The organism is Acidisoma sibiricum, from assembly GCF_057837225.1.
This window is the reverse complement of the sequence record NZ_JBYQFD010000002.1, coordinates 166,124-184,609: the sequence shown is the minus strand read 5'-3', so window position 1 is coordinate 184,609 and position 18,486 is coordinate 166,124. Positions and strand designations below refer to the sequence as shown.

Sequence of the window (18,486 nt, the reverse complement as noted above, 5' to 3'; positions counted from 1 at the left end):
CATGGCAAAGATCTCCCGCCGCGATTATGCGGCGACCTTCGGCCCCACCACGGGCGACATGATCCGCCTGGGCGACACCAATCTTCTCGCTGAGATCGAGCGGGATTATACGCTCTATGGGGAGGAATTGACCACCGGCGCCGGCAAGATGATGCGCGACGGCGAAGGGTTCCAGACCACCGGCACCTATGCTTCCGGGGCGCTCGACAGCGTCATCCAGAATGCCACCATCATCGACCCCGTGCTCGGCATCGTCAAAGCCGATATCGGCATCCGCGACGGATTGATCGTCGGCATCGGCAAGGCCGGTAACCCGGACATCATGGCCGGGGTCGATCCGCATCTCCGCACCGGTCCCAATACCACCGTCTATCACGGCGAGCCCTATATCGTGACCGCCGGCGCGGTGGAGGCGCATGCCCATTTCCTCTCGCCGCAGCAAAGCGAGCATGCGCTCGCGGGTGGCACCACCACCATCATCGGCATGTCCCCGGGACCGCATTTCGATGTTACCTGTTCCGGCCCCAATGTGCTCGGCCAGCTCATCCAGGGGGCGGACCATTCCTGTCTCAATTTCGGCTTCCTCGGCCGCGGCTGTTCGGACGCCGGCGCGGTTGAGGAATCGGTCGCGGGCGGCGCGCTCGGCGTGAAAATCCATGAGGATTTCGGCGCATCGGGTGCTGTCATCGACGGGTCGCTGATCGCGGCTGACCGGAATGATTTCTGCGTCAACCTGCATACCGATACGATCAACGAATTCGGCTTCTGCGAGGATACGCTGCGCGTCATCCGCGACCGCACCATCCACATGTACCACACCGAAGGCGCGGGCGGCGGCCACGCGCCGGATCTCTTGCGCGTCAACAGTTTCGCCAACGTCCTGCCTTCCTCCACCAACCCGACCAATCCCTTCACCGCCTATGCCCTCAATGAAGGCCTGCCCATGACCATGCTCGCGCATGTCATGAACTGGCGCCTGGCCGAGGATCTGGCTTTTGCAGAATCGCGCATCCGGCCGCAAAGCATGGCGGCGGAGGATTTCCTGCACGATATGGGCGCCATTTCCATCTTCGCGACCGACAGCCAGGGCATGGGCAGGCTTGCCGAGAATGTCGCCAAGGCTTGGCAGCTCGCCGCCGTTATGAAGGATCGCGTCGGCCGTCTGCCGGAGGAGACGACGGCGCGCGCCGATAATGAGCGGATCAAGCGCTATATTGCCAAATATACCATCAATCCGGCGATTGCGGCGGGGATAGACGGCCATGTCGGCTCCATCGCCCCCGGCAAGATGGCCGATCTCGTCTTCTGGAAGCGGGCGGCCTTCGGCATCAAACCCTGGCTGGTCATGAAGCGCGGCTTCATCGCCTGGGCGGTGATGGGTGACGCCAATGCCAGCCAGATCGACAGCGAGCCGATGATCCAGCGGCCGATGTGGGGCTCGACCGGCGTCTCGCCCCAGCATCTCGGCGTCACCTTCGTCTCCAAGCTTGCGATCGAGGCGGATATTCAGACCAAGCTCGGCGTCGGCAAGCGCATGGTGCCCATCCGCTCGGTCCGCCGCCTCGGCAAGCGCGACATGATCCATAACGACGCGCAGCCCAATATCGAAGTGGACTCGGCGACCTTCGAGGTGCGCGCGGACGGGCGGCTGCTGATATGTCCGCCCGCGGCCGAAGTGCCCCTCAACCGGAAGTATATGCTGCGATGACCAAGAACGGCGCGGCGCGCATCGGCATCGGCGGCCCGGTCGGTTCCGGCAAGACAGCGCTGGTCGAGCGGCTGATCCCCGCGCTGCATCAGCGCGGCATCGATCTCGCGGTCATCACCAATGATCTCGTCACCCAGGAAGATGCCGAGCGGCTGCGCCGTACCAATCTTCTCGCGCCGGAGCGTATTCTGGCGGTCGAAGCCGGCGCCTGCCCGCATACGGTCATCCGCGAGGACCCGACCCTGAATATGGAGGCCGCCGACAGCCTCGACCGCGCCTTCCCCGCTCTCGATCTTATCCTGATCGAGAGCGGCGGAGACAATCTCGCCTCCACCTTCTCGCTCGATCTCGTCGATTATTGGCTGTTCGTCATCGACGTCGCGGGTGGCGACGATATACCCCGCAAGCGCGGCCCCGGCGTCATCCAGTCGGATCTGCTCATCATCAATAAGACCGATCTCGCCCCTTATGTCGGCGTGACACTTGAGCCGATGATCCGCGAGGCCTCCGCTGCCCGCCAGGGGCGCCCGGTTCTCTGCACCAATTGCCGCGCGAATGAGGGGATCGACGCGGTAGCGGACGCGCTCTGCGCCGCCGTGCTGTATCAGACCGCATGAACGCAATGCCGCCGGTGGCGCTGGCGCCGCTCGATCTTGCTTTCGCGACGCGCGGCGGCCAGACGGTGCTGGCACAGCGGCACGTCACCTATCCTTTCTTCGTCACCGCCCCCCTGCGCGGCCGAGGCCCCGCGGCCGAGATCATCCTGCAATCGGTCTCGGGCGGCTTGTTCGGGGATGAGCAGGTCGCGCAGCGTATTGCCGTGGGCGACGGCGCTTCGGCCGTCATCCGCATGCCCTCGGCCACCATCGTGCATGACCGGCGTGACAAGGCGGCGGCCCGCTTCGCTGTGTCGCTGCGGGTGGGCACCGGCGCCCGCCTGCACTATCTGCCGCGGCCGGTCATTCTTCTGCCCGGCAGCGGACTTGTGCAATCCATCGACCTCTCGGTCGGCGCCGGTTCAACAGCCCTTCTTCAGGACGGCATGCTGATGCACGATCCGGCGACGATCGCCGCGGCCGCACGCAATCTGGACAGCCGCATCAGTATCCGCGACGGTTGTGGCCGCCTGATCGCGCTGGACCGGATGCGCATCACGGACGCCGATATCACCCCGCGCGTCACCGGCGCCTATCGCGCCTTCGGCACGCTGTGGCTGCTGCAGGAGATGACATCTCAAGACTACCGGCATGTCAAAGCGGCCGTCACCGATGTTTCGTCCCGTCATCCGTCCTGCTACTGGGGCGTAACCCCGCTCCGCGCGGAGCATGGAATGATGATCCGCATCGCCGCCGCCGATGGCGGCGATCTCGACATGGCGATGACCGCCTTCCGGCAGACGCTGAGTCATACTTTAGACTGATAGCGTCCGACGTTGGAACGATAAAGAGACCGGACACAGCAGGCACCGTGATCAACTGCCATTGAAGTGTCATTATTCAAGATCGACAACGTCATTTACAGGAGACGCGCCGCCGTGCCCGGCGAGGGAGCTGTCGAATGTCATCCAATCAATATCAGACTCTGACCGCCTTTACCGCAGGCGACCTCGTCATCAGCGTGGTGGGGGATTCCGATGGCAGCGGCACCTATACCGACAATCAGGCGACCCCGATCACGCTTGACGAAGTGACGACAACAGGCACCATCGTCGGTGAGCTGACACTGCCGCAGACAACGACGACCGTGGGCGGCACCACCGAATACGCAATCTCCGGCGAATACGGATCTTCCTCGGAAGGCATTCTGCAGCTCTCCGCAGACGGCACATCGCTGGTCATCGGCGGCTATGGCGTCAATGCCGCGGCCTATAATACCGGCGGCGCCGCCGTCTACGGCAATGCGGCCCTCGCACAGTCCACCAGCCTGCTCGACGGTTCCTATACGCCGGTCGCGCGCGTCGTCGCCGATATCAGCTACAGCGGCAGCGTCGATACCAGCACCGCGCTCTATGATGTCTTCAATACCAACAATATCCGCAGCGTCGCGACCGTTGATGGCACAAGCTTCTATGTCTCCGGTCAGGGCGTCAAGGGTGATACCACGCAGGGCGTCTTCTACGCCCAGGATGGCGCCAACAGCGCGACCGCGATCGACACCACCACCGACACCCGCGAGGTCGAGATCGTCGACGGCGTGCTCTATGTGTCGCGGGACAGCACGCAGCACGGCGGCACCTCAGACATCGCCTCCTACGGCACGCTTCTGCCAGTGTCCGACACGCTGGCGGAAGTCCTGCCCAATATTTCGGGCACCGTCACGCTGACCGCAGCAGAGGCCAATACCGTCAACGTGGGCGCCATCGGCACGGCCGTCAATCTTAGCCCGGAAAGCTATTTCTTCGCCGATGCGACCACGCTCTATGTCGCAGACGGCGGCAATCCCAAGGAAGGTGGCCTCGGTGACGGCGGCCTCCAGAAGTGGAGCTTCGTGGACGGCAAATGGGTGCTGGATTACACCCTGTCCGAAGGCCTCAACCTTGTCGCGAATACGGCCACGGCCGGCACCACCGGCCTGATCGGCCTGACGGGCACCGTCGTGGGCGGCGTCGTCGAACTCTATGCGACGAACTCGACCATCGGCGATCTCGACCAGACCTATCTTTACGGCATCACCGATGTGCTGAGTGCAACCACCGCCCCCACCGACGAAAGCTTCGTCACCCTGGTGACGGCGGCGGCAGACACCAATATCCGCGGCATCTCCTTCGCACCCACGGCAGCGACCACCTCGGCAACCTCGGCCACCGTCTCCAGCGGAACGCCGGTCAGCAGCGCTACGGTCACCAGCGGCAGCCTGCTGACGGTCGCTTCCGGCGGCACTGCGACCGGCACCACCGTGCTTTCGGGCGGCACGCTGATCGTCTCCTCGGGTGGCAGCGATAGCGGCGCTACCATCGCCCGTGGCGGCAAGGAGACGGTGCTGGGGGGGGCGTCGGGCGACATCGTCCAAGGCACCCAGCTGGTCAGCGCGGCCTCCGCGACCGTCACCAGCGAGACCGTCTATAATGGCGGCGCGATCGACCTGTTCCTCAAGGGCGCGGTCGCCCGGGACATCACGCTGACCAATGGCGGCGCGCTCGTCATCAGCGGCAATGCGACCGCCATCGACACGGTCATCAGCAATGGCGGCACCGTCACGCTGGAATCGGCCAAAGCCGTGCTCTCCGGCAGCCTGACCTTCATCGGCTCGGGAACACTCGCAGATACCACCTTCGTCAGCGCGGGCTATGGCGATCTCGCCGTCATTTCCGGCTTCGGCACGGGTGACGTGATCGACCTCACCACCACGACGGGCGGCACGCTCACGACAGCTCTCATCAGCGGCAATACCGTCGCGACCGTCACCGTTGGCTCCAATTCCGAGACCTTCACCTTCGCGGGTGACGTCGGCTCCTCGCTGGCGCTGATCGGCGACGGCGGCACGGGCCAGGAAATCGTCTTCTCCGCCGCGGCCCCGGTGGTGACGGTCGTCTCCAGCGGCGCCACTCAGTCGGGCATCACCGTCAGCAGCGGCGGGTCGCTCATCGTCGATGCCGGCGGCACCGCTGTCAGCGCCCATGTGCTCTCGGGCGGCAGCGCCACGGTCACCGGCGTTGATAGCGCAACTACAATTTCGGCCGGCGGTAGCGAACTGCTCCTAGGCTCCGCGACCGGGGATCAGATCTACGGCACACAGCTGATCAGCGCGGCATCCGCGATCGCCACCAGCGAGACCATCTATAATGGCGGCGTCATCGATCTCTATCTGAAGGGTGGCAGTGTCGTCGACACCACCATCTCCAGCGGCGGCACACTCGCCATCAGCGGCAATGCCTCAGCGACTGATACAGTCATCCTGGGCGGCGGTGTGATTGAGCTGCAATCGCCCAAGGCGACTGTTTTGGGCAGCCTGGTCTTTTCCGGCGCGGCCAAGCTGGAAGAAACCGCCGTCATCAGCGCGGGTTACGGTGTCTCGGCCACGATCTCCAACTTCGGCTCCGGCGATACCATCGACCTGACGCAGTTTGGCGCTGCCGCCACCCTCACCAGCGCTGTCGTCAGCGGCAATACGGTGGAGACCGTGTCCAGCGGCGGCGTGAGCGAGTCCTTCACCTTCGCCGGCACCTATAACGCGGCCTATTTCCAGCTGACCGCCGACGGCGCCGGCGGGGTTGAGATCGCGGCAACCGAGGCACCCTGCTTCCGGGCCGGCACCGCGGTGCTGACCGATCGTGGCGAGGTTCCGGTCGAATTGCTGAATGTCGGCGATCGTCTGGTCACGGTCTCGGGCGAGACTGCGCCGATCATCTGGATCGGTCATCGCCAGATCGATTGCAGCCGCCATGTGGAGCCTGAGCGCGTCCTGCCAGTGCGGATCGCGGCGCATGCCTTTGCAGAAAATAGCCCCGCCCGCGATCTCTATCTCTCGCCCGATCATGCGGTCTTCGCGGAAGGCGTGCTGATCCCGGTCAAGCAGCTCGTCAACGGCACCACCATCCGGCAGATCGATGTGGAGACGGTGAGCTATTTCCATGTGGAGCTGGCAGACCACAACATCATCCTGGCCGAAGGCCTGCCCTCGGAGACCTATCTCGACACGGGTGATCGACGGTCCTTCGCGAATGCGCCGGGCGCCATCGCCCTGCATCCCAGCTGGGGCAGCGTGGCGGGCGATGTCACGCTCATTCTGGATGCCCTGGGCGCCGCACCGCTGCGTGTTACGGGCATCGAGGTTAAGCGTGTGCGCGCGCATCTCGCGGCCCGGGCGAAACGCAGCGTCGGCACGCTCGCCGCTGCCTGATCTGGCTAGGGGCGGCCGGTATGATCGCCGGCCGCCGCTTGATCAGGGCTAGGCGACGATCATGACCTTGCCGGTGACCGCCCCTTCCACGCTCTTGGCATAGGCCAGACCGACGCGGTGGGCCGCGACGGGTTCGTGACCGGGAAACCAGGCTCCGTAGCGCGGCATGGAGACGTCCAGCACACCGGGGCTCACGACATTGATGCGCAATCCACGCGGCATTTCGATTGCGGCACCCGTGACGAAACCGGCCAGTGCGCCATTCGCTGTCGCGGCACTCGCCCCCATGCGGATCGGGTCGCGGTCCAGCACGCCGCTGGTCAGCGTGAAGCTGCCGCCGTCACTGACCTTGTCCAATCCGCCGAGCACGAGATTGACCTGCCCCATGACCTTGTTCTGCAGCGCCAGCATGAAGGTCTCTTCGGTGAAATCGGCCAGCGGGCCGAAATGCGCGTGACCTGCGGCTGAGACGACCGCGTCCACCACACCGCATTTGGCATACATCGCATCGACCGACGCGCGATCCGTCATATCGACCAGAAGATCGCCCCGGCTGCGCCCGGCCTTGATGATCTCATGGCGTTGGCCCAGAGAATCGCACACGGCCGTGCCGATATCGCCTTCGGCCCCCACAATGATCACGCGCATGATCTTATCCTTCCCTGACTATCACGACGGCCACGGGCGCCGCCACGCCGCGGACCGATGATAAGGGTACGCGCGGGGATAGAGTGAGGCGTCGCTATGTCCGACCGCAGGCAGGACTGCGGGTGGCGGCAGTCCTGCCCCTGCCTGCACGCATCAGAAGCCCGGATCGGTCGCCACAATTCGGGCAAGGCCAGCTTCCTCACCCGTCAGGCACGGTAATTGTATTGCACCATTATCATCGGTCGGCTTGACCTAGGCTTGGGTCAGCTTATCCAGCACGTCGTTGATCGCCTGCAGCAGCGGTTCACGATCTGCCGCCGCACTGCGCGGGATGCTGATGACGATAGTGCTGCCGCGCTGCGGCCGCGTGCCCCGCGCGAGCAAGGCGCCAGAGGGCGAGCGCACAGCGAATTCCACAGCCCGCGCCACGACCCGTGCCGCATCCTTCTTTCGTGTCGCCTGCTGCAGGCGTTTCACAACCTCGGCTGCGGAGAGCGGCGCCTGTTTGGCCCCTGCCCGCTCAGCCTGTTCAGCTGCCAGCGCTTCCGCCTCTGTCACCACGGCCGTCTGCGACAAAGGATGGCGCAGCAAAGGGGCCAGCGCCGCGCCATGGCTTATCTTGATCGCAGCCAGGCCGCCAAAAGCCGCAACCAGGGCAGGGGGGAAATCGGCGAGGTCGAGATAGCGGCTCAGCCAGCTCTGGCTGACAGCCAGCCGCTCGGCCATGCGCGCCTGATTGCCGCCGTAGTAGCGCGTCAGCGCGCCGGCATAATCGCGGGCGCGCTCGACATCTGACAGATCCTGCCGGCTGCGATTCTCCAGATCGGCGATGCGGAAGGCTTCTTCGTCGCTCAGCTCCCGCGGCTCGACCAGAAAGCGGAAACTGGGCATGCCATGGGCGCGCATCCAGCTCGCGGTCCAATGTCGCCTGGCGCCGCAAATGACCTCAAACTGATAGGTCTCGTCACCCAGCAGGCGGCGGACGATGGCCGGCACTTCCTGCCGGCCTTGGGCGCGGAAACTCTCGATCAGGTCGCCGCAGCTCTCTTCATTGAGGGCGCCATAGTCGCGGTTATGAAATTCCCACACGCGGCAGATCGCCGGGTCCACCAGCTCATGCTCGCGGGTCTGGGTCTGGCCGGAGGCGAGTTCCGCCAGTCGATTGCCACGATTCTGCAAAACGCCTGTGCGCGGCGGCAGTTTCCCGCCCGCCGCCGGCTGCACGCCGCCGGCCAGACCGGCCGCAAAGCCCTTATTGCCTAGAGCCATAAAACTGTTCCACATCAATCAGTTAGACAAATCTTGCGAGTCTGCAAGGCGGTCAGATTTTGCCCTCTGCCCGCAATTTTGGCTCGTGACTGGGCCAGGTCATGCGGATCTGTGTCTCAATCTCCGCATTCACCCCGTTCAGATAGGCGAGACCACGATTATAGGTCTCGCGGGAGGTGACCGGCGCGGCCAGCTCATAGATCGTCATCAGACGGGCGGAGGCATTGTCAATCTCAGCGCTATCGCGCAGCACGGTGCGCAGCATTTTCTCGCCGAACAGGTTGCGCATCAGCCCCAGCAGCTCTCGCTGCATGGACTTGCCCTCGTCCGCGCGCGTGGCCACGAACCGTATCCAGGAGAAGTCGACCGGAAAATGCCGCTCCTCCAAAATTTGCAGCGTCTCGTACAGCATGGCGAGGAAGGTCGTGGTGGAAGCGAAATCCACCACCGTGGGCGGCATCGGCACCAGAAGCGCATTGGCCGCGCGCATGACGGAGAGCGAGATGGTGCCGAGCGCCGGCGGCGGGTCCAGCACGATGACGTCGAAATGGTCGGCGATGGAGGACAGGCCCTCCGCCAGCCGGTTGAGCAGCCGCGGCTCGGAGCGGGAGATGCGGGCCGCCAGCTCATATTCCGCCGAATAGAGCTTCAGATTGGCCGGGATAAGATAGAGATTGTCCCAATGCGTTTCGCGCACGGCATAGGCGAGGCTGCTCATCTCCATATTGCGGAAGAACGGATACAGCGTGTCGTCTTCATGGATATCGAGGTCGGGCACATAGCCGAACAAGGCGGTGGAGGACCCCTGGCTGTCGCAATCCACCAGACAGACACGGTAGCCCTGGATCGCCAGATATTGCGCGAGATGGGCCGAGACGGTGGACTTCCCTACCCCGCCCTTGAAATTCTGCACCGCGATGACCGACACCGGATCTTCCGCGCTGCGCCACGGCCGGGTGCCGAAAGCCTCGCGCAGCTGGTTGACCTCGGCCAGCGTATAGCCGATCCGGCGGCCGGTGGTGGTCCGCTCCACCGCCGGAATGCGACCGTCCTTCTCGGCCTCGCGGATGGCGGCCGTGGTGCGCCCCACCAGTTCCGCCACGCGCGTAATGGGAAAGCGGGGGGACTGGCGGACGCCGCTTTCATGCAGGGCCTGGTCACGCAGCCCCTCCAGAACATTGAGGCATTTGCCGTAAATTTCCCCCACGGAACGCAGGGTCGAGGATTCGACGCGGGCATCATTCATGAGGCGGTCACACCCGAAGGTTTCTTCGTCACATCGACACGCACAGTCTCCAGCCCCACGGCCCGCGCCGCCCAATCCAGCTGCTGCTTGAACTGGGCCCGGATATAGTCGGAGTGGAAACGCCGCTCCACCAGCAGGAACCATTCCTCGTCCCGCTGCTCCAGCACCGCGCGCTTGAACCAGGCATTGAAGGCGGCATCGCCCAGAGTGTCGCGCAGCTTCTGGAGAAAGACCGCCGGCAAATCTGGCGTCACCGCATCATCGGCGTTTTCGCCCGTACCCTTATCATCGGCTGTCACCAGACGCAGATTGGCGCCCTGGACCAGCTTTTGCTGCAGCGGCGCGGGGGAGCCATAGAGCCGGATGACGGTTGTATCGAATTCCGCCTTGGCCTCGGGGTAGACCGCCGAGACGTGGCGTTCCCAGGCATCGCGGATGGTCTGGCGGAATTTGCGGATGTTTTTGCCGTCATTGCCGAAATGCACGGCGAGCTGATCCCAGCTCAGGCTCGCCGGGCGTTTCGCGCCAATGCGCGGCAGCCGGTAGGCAAGCCAGGTGTAGAGATCCAGCGCGGTGGCCGAATCGCGCAGCTGGCGGATCGCCACCTCGTTCAGCGGCACCGCATGTTCCTTGAGGTGATGGAAAAACCCGTCGGTCATCAGGATTTCACGCTGAAAGCCGGATTTCGGCCCGTCCTGGCCGCCATATTCGTTGGTCAGCTTGATTTCCCGGATGCCGAATTCATGCTCGCCATTCTGGGCCGTATTGTCCCAGCGGATCATCCATTCGCAGGACAGCAGGCGGTCCATCTGATCGCGGATCAGGGTCGCCGAGCCCCGTGGCCCGTAGCTCACGGTTTTGAAGCCCATCCGCCGCATCCAGTCGCTGAAATTCCGCCCCAGATGGATATGGCGGGAATTGGCTTTGACGGCTTCGGTCATGATATGAATGAGGATCAGCCGGGGCAGGGAGCCGAAGGGAATGCCCAGGCTCTGGAATTGCTGCTGGCCATTGACCAGGTCCAGCCGCGGCTTGGGGTTGATGACAAGGGTATATTGCCCATCCTGGCGCATGATCGGCGCATACTCGTCCTTGGGCCGGCGCACCGGCAGGGACATGGCGCATAGGGCAGAGTGCAAAAAGCCCGGGCTTGGCGTCTCGTCCTGCACCGCCAGGACGCGGTCGAACAGGTCAGGCTGGCCAAGCGAGGTGGCCAGCTGATGGGCGGCATCAGGGCCGCGCTGGACCAGTTCCAGGTGGATCTGCTGGCCCAGCGGGTATCGGGGGGAGGCCATGGGTCTCTCCGGGGGAATCGGTGCACGGTAAGGTGACCGGAACCTAAGCCAACCCAGCTGGCTTTCGCAAGCAAAACTCGTTTTTCAAAAAAATCGCAAATCCACCGATGATCTGGGTACGGTCTTTCTCAGGTGAATCTTAGGAGAGAGTCTTAGGTATGGTACCTAAGTCATCGGAATGGCCGGATAAACCGTACCCATCTCATCGGTCTTGGCCGAGTCGCCGCACCATCATCATCGAAGGCGCGTACCAAGATCATCGGTCTGTACCGCGGGCATCGGTTGCCGTCCTGAGGCGAAGTGTCGCTCATCGGCCTTAGAGTCTGTCAGGGTTTGGTTAATACAGCTACCCCGTCATGCCCACGGAAGTGGGCATCTTCTTGACTGTCGCAGCCGGCGCGCGCCGGGACAGGCGTCGCGCCCTCAGAAGATACCCGCTTGCGCGGGTATGACGGTGTTGAATGGGCGACTCTGACAGAAGCTGACAAACGATAGCTTACGCCTTTTACCTGTCAGGCCCGCGCAGGCGGACATCCTTCTTCCCGGCAACTCGGGATAGCTCACCGAGAATGGCGTCGCGCTCAGGCGCCGGATCGCGTCGCGGTCGCATCACGCATCTGGAACCGATGATCATGGTGCGCTGTCTTGCAGACCTGCAAAATCGGGATAACCACCTGAAATGGCGTTATTTTCCGGCTTCCGGCGGGACGAGCGGCTTACGACCCGCTGATCTGGCTGAAATCGCGGCCGTCCGCCGCCACTCGCAACCCCGCGCGTGCTGCCGATCGGCGCAGTGCCTGCTCATCCAGCCGCAGGTAACGGCCGAGCAGAAAGATATAGGTCGCCAGGAAGCGGGCGCCGTGACCGTCGCTCTCTCCCTCCACCGAGGAGGTCAGGCTATGGGCCAGCTCATGCAGCAGGCACCAGGAGGGCACGCGGGGCGCCAGTTCAATGGTCAGCCGGTCGGCGCGGCCGATCAGGGTTTTGGCCTGGCCCGGCAGGGATGCAATCCGCGGCGGGTAGCGCAGGCCAAGCTCCGCCCAGAGGGTATCCACCATGGCTTGCGCATCCGCGCGGTTGATCGTGGTCGTGTCATGCGGCGCGACCTCACGGCTTTCCCAGGCATAGGTCCTGCCGCGCTGATGATCCCGCAGGCCGGTCATCGCAGGCGCGCGGGTCCGTTCTCGGTCACGGGCCGCGCGAGGTTGATCCCGTCCCCCGCCACCTCGCCGGCAGCATAGGCGCGCCGGTCAATGGCAATGGCGGCGATACGGCGGGAGCGAAGGCGGATCTTGGTCTCGCGGAAGGCTTCCGCCACCACCGTCTGTTTCACCAGAACAAGCGCCGTGCCGCGTCCCGTGCCTGCGCGCATCGCCTCCTCCCGCTCCTGGTGGAGACTGTCGAGCCGCTCGTCGACGCGCTTGACCAGCCCATGCTGAAAACTGCGCGTCGCCAGACGAAGCCGCGTGCCTTTCAGCTGCGGGTGGGATTCCTTGAATTGAGTGGTGCCGGTCGCGATGGCGCGCTCGATGATCCGATACAGATAGACCGCCATCTGCACATCGGCCTCGAAGCCGAAATAGACATAGTGCTTTGCTGCGGTATCCGGCTCCTGGCTCTGGTCCAGCCAGACGATGCAATGGCAGAACCGCCCGATTGCCGGCACGCAGCCGTCGATGGGGCCACGCCGGCGCCCCGCCATGGCGATTCGCGCCTGGATGCAGATCGCATCCCGGACGTCTATTTCGCTCATCGTCAGCATGTAGCGATCCAGCAGCTTGCCCACCATTTCAGCGGCGGCGAAGGCTTCGGCATCCGTGCAGCCATTTTGCACGGTCTTTTCGGTGAGGGCGCGGATGCGCGCCTTCACCCTGTCAATTTCGGGAATCTGTGCCATGACGGTCAGGCTAGCCTGCCGCTTTGCAAAGGCAAAGCCGGGCGGGGGCGTGCCCCGGACCCGATCCAGCGACTGAAATCGAACTGTTACGTAAATTACCGTGCCTAACCCTGGAAGAAGGGGCTATTGCCGTGATTGGGGCAAGTCTGCCAAGCTGCTGAGGGGCAAGCGCAGGGGAGATGCCGTTGAGCGACAGGGCCGCAGCCGCAACACCCGCGCCCGGCAGGTCTCGGGCAACAGCAGCACTCTCCCCCACGACCCAAAAAATCTATGCCGATGACTGGGCGGCTTTCTCGGCCTGGTGCGCGGCGCATGCCCTGGCGCCACTGCCGGCTGAGCCCGCGACCGTCGCGGCCTATCTTGCTGCACGGCAGGATCGTCTCGGGTCCAGCGGCCTGCGTATTGTGGTGGCGGCCATCGCCGCCCATCACCGTCAGGCGGGCCAGGCCTGGTCCGCGTCCGACGGCCGCATCATCGCACTCCTCCGCGCGCGACAGGCGGACAGCAAGCCCCGCCCGGCGGCCGCGCTCACGGCGGAGCAGATGCAGCTCCTGCTCAGCAGCTGCGATGCAGATCCGGGCGGCCGCGCCGCTTTCGCCAATCTCCGTGATCGCGCCTTGCTGTTGTTCGGCTTCGCGGGCGGGCTGCGGCGGTCCGAACTGGTGGCGCTGGATGTCGAGGATCTGCATTTCGCGTCGTCCGGTCTCACCCTGCATATTGGCCGCCGCAAAGCGGGTCGGGACGGGCAGGGGAGAAGTCTGTCGATCGGCCGCGCCAGTCAGGCGCAGCTTTGCCCCGTGCGGGCGATGGAAATCTGGCTGCGCCGGTCGCAGATCGCCTACGGGCCGGTCTTTCCCCGGCTCACTGCGGCCGGCACCATCGAAGGCCGTCTTACCGGCAATGGCGTCTGGAAAATTCTCCGCCGGCGTGCGGCCTTGGTCGGGCTGCAGGCGCCGGACGGTGGTCGCCTCTCGCCCCATGGCCTTCGCGCCGGCTTTATGATGGCCGCAGCCGCGCGGGATAACGCGTCTCTGGCGCGGGCAGAGGCATGATCATGCCAGTCGCGGTCCTCACGGAGGACAGGTTTGACCCCATGGCGATGGCGCAGCCTGACTGGCTTCGCCATGACCTGCTGGTCTCAGGGCCGGGGTCGGATGTCGCGGCCTTCCAGGCGCAGGCCGCCGGGTCAGGGGCCATCCCCTGGCATCTGCCCGATCTCTCCTTCGCCGAGGAAGACCGGCTGCATGCTTTGCTCAACCCGCCGGACGGTTCGCGCGGACTCAGCCTTGTCGCCGCACGCATTCTCGCCCGCCAGCTGCGGTCTGCCACGGAAAGCCACGCCGATCGCGTTATTCTGGCCAGCCGCACCAGCCAGGCCTGCCCGTTCGATCTGCATGCCCTGCTGCCCGTCCCTGCCACCATTCTGCACCTGGGGCCGGATCATGCCGCAAGCCAGGCTTGGCTCCGCCGTCACTGGGGCATCCTACAGTCGCTCCGCCAGGTCCGCCGCGTGACCGGCGTGGCGCCGCACAGCCGCAAGCGTGCGGTCACCATCGCCTATGAGTTCTGGTCGGCCGATTGGACCCCCTGGCAGGCCCTGGTCGCGCTCCGCCGTCTCTGGCCGAGCCTCGTCTTCGACTGCCGGCCCGACTACGCCCATGGATGACAGGGCGGACAGCGCGCCTCTGCCCGCCAGTCCCATCCTGCATCTGGACGGTTTTGAGGGTCCGATGGACCTGCTGCTTGATCTGGCGGAGCGGCAGAGGATCGATTTCGGGCGGATATCGATCCTCGGTCTCGCGGAGCAGTTCAGCGACGCGATGGAGCGTTTCGCAGATCAAGTCCCGCTCGAGCGGCGGGCCGATTGGCTGGTGCTGGCAACCCGTCTCGTGCTGCTGCGCTCGCGCCTGTTGTTTCCGCCAAGCCCGCAAGCCGCCGCCGAGGCGGAGGCCGAAGCGGCAGCGGAAATCCAGCGCCTGGACGAACGCATCGCCATGCGTGCTGGCGGCGCCTGGCTCGGTCGCCGCCCGCTGCTGGGGATGGAGGTTTTCACGCGGGTCCACACCGCGCCACCGCGGGAAGGCGGCTATGTGGCGCTGATGGAAGCCTGCCTCGTGGTCCTGCAGGGTCAGGCTGCGCGACAGGCGGCCGAACCGGTCTATACCAGAACCATCCCGGACCTCTGGCGGGTGCCGGATGCCATGACGCATCTGTCGGCGTGGCTGGCCCGGCACCCGGAAGGCGGCGAGCTGACCGATTTCCTGCCCTCCCTCGCGCCGGATGATCCGCATCACGGAACGCGCCGGCGGACAGCCCTTGCCAGTACGGTTCTCGCCGCGCTGGAACTCGCCCGCTGCGCGGAAATCGGCCTGGCACAGCAGGAAAGTTTCGGACCGATCCACGTTTTTGCCGATGACGCGATCCGGTGATTGCGCTAGCTCGGAGCGTCTACAACCGGGCCTGGAGCGACCGACCGTGACCGTGCAGACCAGCGCCTCCGATACTATGCTCAGGACGGCGGCTTTCGCGAAAGTTCCCGCCATCACCGGGCTGTTCTGGGTCATCAAGCTGCTCACCACGGCGATGGGCGAGGCTGCGTCCGATTACGGGGTTCATCGCGATCCGGGGGTGGCGCTGGCACTTGCCAGCGGGGGATTTGTCCTGGCCCTCGTCATCCAGTTTGCCACCCGGCGCTTCAACCCTTGGGCCTATTGGTTCGTCGTCGCCATGATCGCGGTCTTCGGCACCATGGTCGCGGACGCCATCCATAAGATGGGCGTGCCCCATACGGTCACGACGCTCGTCTTCGGCCTGTTGCTGATCGCGGTCTTCAGCACCTGGCGCAAGGTCGAAGGCACGCTCTCCATCCACAGCATTGTCACGCGCCGGCGGGAGGGGTTTTACTGGACGACGGTCTTCGTCAGTTTCGCTCTCGGCACCGCTGCGGGGGATTGGACCGCACGCAACCTGGGCCTGGGCAATTTCTGGTCCGGTGTGCTGTTCCTGGTCCTGTTTATCGCGCCTGCCATCGGCTACTGGAAATTCAGGCTGAACGACATTTTCGCCTTCTGGTTCGCCTATGTCATGACGCGGCCGCTCGGTGCTTCCTTCGCCGACTGGATCGACGGCAAGCCCGCGCATGGCGACCTCGGCTTTCCCAAAGGCAGGCTCGCCGTCATCCTCACGGTTCTGATCCTGGCTTTGGTCTTCTATGCGTCCTGGCGCGGCCAGGAACAGCGGCCGGCTGTGCTGACCGCGCGGGATGAGGCCGATGCCGATGCCTGCGCTGCGGTTATTGTCATGGCGCCATGGCTGCTTCTACCCTATAAATTGACCCAATTCGGGGCAAAGTATGGGGCAGTGCGATGCAAGACATGACGAGTTTCATTGAAGCGACGGCCTCGCCGGATGGGCTGATCGCGGCAGACCGGCTCAGCTCCATGCTGCATATCACGCGGGCGGAGCTGGCGAGTACACTTGGCCTGTCGCGGGACGCCATCGCCAAAACCACGCGGGTCGCCGCCCCCGCCACGCAGTCGCGCCTGCGCGACATCGTCGAAATCCTCAACCGCGTGCGGCCCTGGGCGGGCTCGCCGCAGCAGGCTTTCGCCTGGTACCGGTCGCAGCCCTTGCCCTCCTTCGGAGATCAGACGGCCGAGGCTCTGGTCAAGGAAGGCCGGGCCGAGGCGGTGAAGCGCTATCTCGATCGGATCGCGGTCGGCGGCTACGCGTGAGGTTTCGCGGCTTCGTCTACCGCGCGCATCATCCGCGTTGGGCTTTCTCGCCCTTGTCCGGCGAAGGCGCGGCCCGCTACGGCGGCCGCTTCAATCCCACCGGCATGCCCGCCCTTTATACCGCACGGCGGATGCAGACCGCCTGGGCCGAGGCGCAGCAGGCTTTCCCCTTCAAGGCACAGCCCATGACCCTCTGTGCCTATGAGGTCGATTGTGCGGATGTCGCGGACCTTACCGATCCCGCGGTTGTCGCCAGTCTCGGCGTGACGCGGGAGATGCTCGCCTGTCCCTGGGAAGATCTGGCGAGCCGGCGGCAGACGCCGCCCAGCTGGGATCTTGCCCGCCGGCTGCAGGCGGCGGGGATTGCCGCCATCATGGTGCCAAGCTTCGCGGCCGGCGCCACGGCCGAGGATGTCAATCTCGTCTTCTGGCAATGGAGCCCGACGCCGCCCCATAGCGTCACCGTCATCGACGATGAGGGCCGGCTGCCGCGCGACGACCGTTCCTGGCGGATCTAGCGGTTGATCGAATGCCGGAAGGCCGACGGCGCGTTCGGTCCCGCGATGTAATCCGCATGGAGCGCACTGAGCCGGCCGAGCAGAAACTCGGCGAAACCACTGGTCGCCGCCCGGTCCATCGTCAGGATGACGGTCTTGTTCGTGACCGTTGCAGTCGCGATGGTCTGCCCGGTGCGGGACAGGCAGCGGCGCGTCACGGGTTTCGGCGGGCGGTAGGCCAATGGCTTCAGATGCCGATAGAGCATCTCGAACCGCCGGTCCGATGGCGCATAGATGAAGTCGGTGCTTTCCAGCAATGGATCGACCGGCCGCTCTACCGCATGGCGGCGAAAGGCGCGGCCGAGGGCCATCCAGCGATCCCGTCCGGCGCCGGGTGCCGGGCCTATGGCCTCCACAATATCCGTGGGCAGACGGTTGACCGCCGAGATCAGACGCGACGTGGTTGACTTGTCCATATTGAGCGCCCGCATGATCGTCTCCCGGCGATAGCCGCGTTCTTCAAGCGCCTGGGCGAAGCGCCCGCGCTCGATGAAGGAGAGGTCGGCCCGCACGCTGTTCTCCTGGCCCTGGGCGATCACGAGGTCCAGATCGCTCAGCGGCTTGATGATGCAGCGGACCGTCCGGCCGAGTTCGGCGGCGGCGCGCAGGCGGCGATGGCCGAAGGCGACCTGATAGCGGCCGGGCTCCGTCGGATGGGGTCGGACGAGAATGGGCGAAGCCTGGCCCTTGACCGCAATGCTCTCCCGCAGGCTCCGGTAGCGGGCATCCTCCGGTTCCATGCGGTCGGTGATGAAAGACCGGTCGATCTGCCCGGGATCAAGGTCACGGATCTCGCCCGGCCCGGTATCGGGTCTAGCCATGGCCGTCTGGTTCGCGATCCGGCGTCGAAGCGGCATGGCAGGATCCATCCTTGATCAGAACGATATCGTAACCATATGCTGTCCTAGTTGTCAGCTGTCAACTCGTCTCAATTCGGTCCTATATGCCGGTAGCCGCGCCGCAGCTTGCGCGCGGCCCAGAGGTCAAGTGCGGCGACGGCCGCCGTCTCGTCGGCGAAGGGCTCGTCGCGTTGCCGTCCGTCCGTGCCGATCCGCCCCCACCGGCGGAGCAGCAGGACCGTGCCGAAGAGATCGGTCATCACCTCCATCCGGTAGAAGCGCCGTTCATTGCGCTCCGGCCGGATGCGCTGCAGCGCGATCCTGCTTGCCATTCCACCCCGCATAGACAGGGCTCACGCCTGTCATTACCCGGGGTGAGGCTAGTCCTCCCGGTGGGAGGACAGCCGAGTCATTTGGGAATCCCGCGGATTCCCGGCCTGCATGGCTCGCGCGT

18 protein-coding genes are annotated in these 18,486 nt (G+C 64.9%); 10 read left to right on the top strand and 8 right to left on the bottom strand.

Annotation, left to right across the window (positions count from 1 at the left end):
- Window position 1: 1 nt before the first annotated feature.
- The 4 genes from ureC to AC3G7M_RS19260 all read left to right on the top strand — a co-directional run bounded on the left by ureC (window position 2) and on the right by AC3G7M_RS19260 (window position 6,547).
- On the top strand, window positions 2-1,708 hold the full coding sequence (gene ureC / locus AC3G7M_RS19275; RefSeq protein ID WP_489216949.1) for an urease subunit alpha: 1,707 nt from the start codon (window positions 2-4) through the stop codon (window positions 1,706-1,708).
- Complete coding sequence (gene ureG / locus AC3G7M_RS19270) at window positions 1,705-2,325, top strand: urease accessory protein UreG (RefSeq protein WP_489216947.1); 621 nt, start codon at window positions 1,705-1,707, stop codon at window positions 2,323-2,325. The genes ureC and ureG overlap by 4 nt, the downstream gene beginning before the upstream one ends.
- Window positions 2,322-3,128 carry an urease accessory protein UreD gene (locus tag AC3G7M_RS19265; RefSeq protein ID WP_489216945.1) on the top strand — a complete coding sequence of 269 codons (807 nt, stop codon included), beginning with the start codon at window positions 2,322-2,324 and terminating at the stop codon, window positions 3,126-3,128. Before ureG ends, AC3G7M_RS19265 begins: the two co-directional genes overlap by 4 nt.
- 137 nt (window positions 3,129-3,265) lie before the next feature.
- Window positions 3,266-6,547, top strand: a complete 3,282-nt coding sequence (locus AC3G7M_RS19260) for a Hint domain-containing protein (RefSeq protein WP_489216943.1) — start codon at window positions 3,266-3,268, stop codon at window positions 6,545-6,547.
- A gap of 48 nt (window positions 6,548-6,595) precedes the next feature.
- Here AC3G7M_RS19260 and AC3G7M_RS19255 read toward each other — a convergent pair whose 3' ends face one another.
- The 6 genes from AC3G7M_RS19255 to AC3G7M_RS19230 form a co-directional block, all read right to left on the bottom strand.
- Window positions 6,596-7,195 (bottom strand): short chain dehydrogenase, encoded by a 600-nt coding sequence (locus tag AC3G7M_RS19255; RefSeq protein WP_489216942.1) that lies wholly within the window; start codon window positions 7,193-7,195, stop codon window positions 6,596-6,598.
- Window positions 7,196-7,447: 252 nt separating this feature from the next.
- A complete protein-coding gene (locus AC3G7M_RS19250) occupies window positions 7,448-8,464 on the bottom strand; it encodes a ParB/RepB/Spo0J family partition protein (protein WP_489216940.1) in 1,017 nt (338 codons plus the stop codon).
- A 52-nt stretch (window positions 8,465-8,516) separates the two neighbouring features.
- Window positions 8,517-9,710, bottom strand: a complete 1,194-nt coding sequence (locus AC3G7M_RS19245) for an AAA family ATPase (RefSeq protein ID WP_489216938.1) — start codon at window positions 9,708-9,710, stop codon at window positions 8,517-8,519.
- Window positions 9,707-11,005, bottom strand: coding sequence for a replication protein RepA (locus tag AC3G7M_RS19240; protein WP_489216936.1), 1,299 nt, complete (start codon window positions 11,003-11,005; stop codon window positions 9,707-9,709). The genes AC3G7M_RS19245 and AC3G7M_RS19240 overlap by 4 nt, the downstream gene beginning before the upstream one ends.
- Before the next feature lie 716 nt (window positions 11,006-11,721).
- On the bottom strand, window positions 11,722-12,168 hold the full coding sequence (locus AC3G7M_RS19235; RefSeq protein ID WP_489216934.1) for a hypothetical protein: 447 nt from the start codon (window positions 12,166-12,168) through the stop codon (window positions 11,722-11,724).
- Window positions 12,165-12,902, bottom strand: coding sequence for a DUF2786 domain-containing protein (locus AC3G7M_RS19230; RefSeq protein WP_489216933.1), 738 nt, complete (start codon window positions 12,900-12,902; stop codon window positions 12,165-12,167). The genes AC3G7M_RS19235 and AC3G7M_RS19230 overlap by 4 nt, the downstream gene beginning before the upstream one ends.
- A 185-nt stretch (window positions 12,903-13,087) precedes the next feature.
- On the opposite strand from AC3G7M_RS19230, the gene AC3G7M_RS19225 reads away from it, so the two are divergent.
- The 6 genes from AC3G7M_RS19225 to AC3G7M_RS19200 are packed head-to-tail and all read left to right on the top strand — an operon-like array spanning window position 13,088 to window position 17,154.
- Entirely contained in the window at window positions 13,088-13,954 is an 867-nt protein-coding gene (locus AC3G7M_RS19225) for a tyrosine-type recombinase/integrase (RefSeq protein WP_489216931.1), read from the top strand.
- A 2-nt stretch (window positions 13,955-13,956) separates the two neighbouring features.
- Complete coding sequence (locus AC3G7M_RS19220) at window positions 13,957-14,568, top strand: hypothetical protein (RefSeq protein WP_489216930.1); 612 nt, start codon at window positions 13,957-13,959, stop codon at window positions 14,566-14,568.
- Window positions 14,561-15,331, top strand: a complete 771-nt coding sequence (locus AC3G7M_RS19215) for a segregation and condensation protein A (protein WP_489216928.1) — start codon at window positions 14,561-14,563, stop codon at window positions 15,329-15,331. Before AC3G7M_RS19220 ends, AC3G7M_RS19215 begins: the two co-directional genes overlap by 8 nt.
- Window positions 15,332-15,377: 46 nt before the next feature.
- Entirely contained in the window at window positions 15,378-16,280 is a 903-nt protein-coding gene (locus AC3G7M_RS19210; RefSeq protein ID WP_489216927.1) for a COG4705 family protein, read from the top strand.
- Complete coding sequence (locus AC3G7M_RS19205; protein WP_489216925.1) at window positions 16,277-16,636, top strand: antitoxin Xre/MbcA/ParS toxin-binding domain-containing protein; 360 nt, start codon at window positions 16,277-16,279, stop codon at window positions 16,634-16,636. Before AC3G7M_RS19210 ends, AC3G7M_RS19205 begins: the two co-directional genes overlap by 4 nt.
- Window positions 16,633-17,154 (top strand): RES family NAD+ phosphorylase, encoded by a 522-nt coding sequence (locus tag AC3G7M_RS19200; RefSeq protein ID WP_489216923.1) that lies wholly within the window; start codon window positions 16,633-16,635, stop codon window positions 17,152-17,154. The genes AC3G7M_RS19205 and AC3G7M_RS19200 overlap by 4 nt, the downstream gene beginning before the upstream one ends.
- Here AC3G7M_RS19200 and repB read toward each other — a convergent pair.
- Window positions 17,151-18,050, bottom strand: coding sequence for a plasmid partitioning protein RepB (gene repB / locus AC3G7M_RS19195; protein WP_489216921.1), 900 nt, complete (start codon window positions 18,048-18,050; stop codon window positions 17,151-17,153). The two genes, AC3G7M_RS19200 and repB, sit on opposite strands and share 4 nt — an antisense overlap.
- Window positions 18,051-18,121: 71 nt before the next feature.
- Window positions 18,122-18,364: a WGR domain-containing protein gene (locus AC3G7M_RS19190; RefSeq protein WP_489216920.1), complete on the bottom strand. Its 243-nt coding sequence runs from the start codon at window positions 18,362-18,364 to the stop codon at window positions 18,122-18,124.
- Between the last annotated feature and the right edge of the window lie 122 nt (window positions 18,365-18,486).

What these genes read in the sequence shown, in the direction of transcription:
- AC3G7M_RS19190 (WP_489216920.1), bottom strand. Translation starts at nt 18,364, where the DNA reads ATGGCAAGCAGGATCGCGCTGCAGCGCATCCGGCCGGAGCGCAATGAA.
- AC3G7M_RS19240 (WP_489216936.1), bottom strand. Translation starts at nt 11,005, where the DNA reads ATGGCCTCCCCCCGATACCCGCTGGGCCAGCAGATCCACCTGGAACTG.
- AC3G7M_RS19255 (WP_489216942.1), bottom strand. Translation starts at nt 7,195, where the DNA reads ATGCGCGTGATCATTGTGGGGGCCGAAGGCGATATCGGCACGGCCGTG.
- AC3G7M_RS19265 (WP_489216945.1), top strand. Translation starts at nt 2,322, where the DNA reads ATGAACGCAATGCCGCCGGTGGCGCTGGCGCCGCTCGATCTTGCTTTC.
- ureG (WP_489216947.1), top strand. Translation starts at nt 1,705, where the DNA reads ATGACCAAGAACGGCGCGGCGCGCATCGGCATCGGCGGCCCGGTCGGT.
- repB (WP_489216921.1), bottom strand. Translation starts at nt 18,050, where the DNA reads ATGCCGCTTCGACGCCGGATCGCGAACCAGACGGCCATGGCTAGACCC.
- AC3G7M_RS19205 (WP_489216925.1), top strand. Translation starts at nt 16,277, where the DNA reads ATGACGAGTTTCATTGAAGCGACGGCCTCGCCGGATGGGCTGATCGCG.
- AC3G7M_RS19250 (WP_489216940.1), bottom strand. Translation starts at nt 8,464, where the DNA reads ATGGCTCTAGGCAATAAGGGCTTTGCGGCCGGTCTGGCCGGCGGCGTG.
- AC3G7M_RS19245 (WP_489216938.1), bottom strand. Translation starts at nt 9,710, where the DNA reads ATGAATGATGCCCGCGTCGAATCCTCGACCCTGCGTTCCGTGGGGGAA.
- AC3G7M_RS19220 (WP_489216930.1), top strand. Translation starts at nt 13,957, where the DNA reads ATGCCAGTCGCGGTCCTCACGGAGGACAGGTTTGACCCCATGGCGATG.
- AC3G7M_RS19260 (WP_489216943.1), top strand. Translation starts at nt 3,266, where the DNA reads ATGTCATCCAATCAATATCAGACTCTGACCGCCTTTACCGCAGGCGAC.
- ureC (WP_489216949.1), top strand. Translation starts at nt 2, where the DNA reads ATGGCAAAGATCTCCCGCCGCGATTATGCGGCGACCTTCGGCCCCACC.
- AC3G7M_RS19235 (WP_489216934.1), bottom strand. Translation starts at nt 12,168, where the DNA reads ATGACCGGCCTGCGGGATCATCAGCGCGGCAGGACCTATGCCTGGGAA.
- AC3G7M_RS19230 (WP_489216933.1), bottom strand. Translation starts at nt 12,902, where the DNA reads ATGGCACAGATTCCCGAAATTGACAGGGTGAAGGCGCGCATCCGCGCC.
- AC3G7M_RS19215 (WP_489216928.1), top strand. Translation starts at nt 14,561, where the DNA reads ATGGATGACAGGGCGGACAGCGCGCCTCTGCCCGCCAGTCCCATCCTG.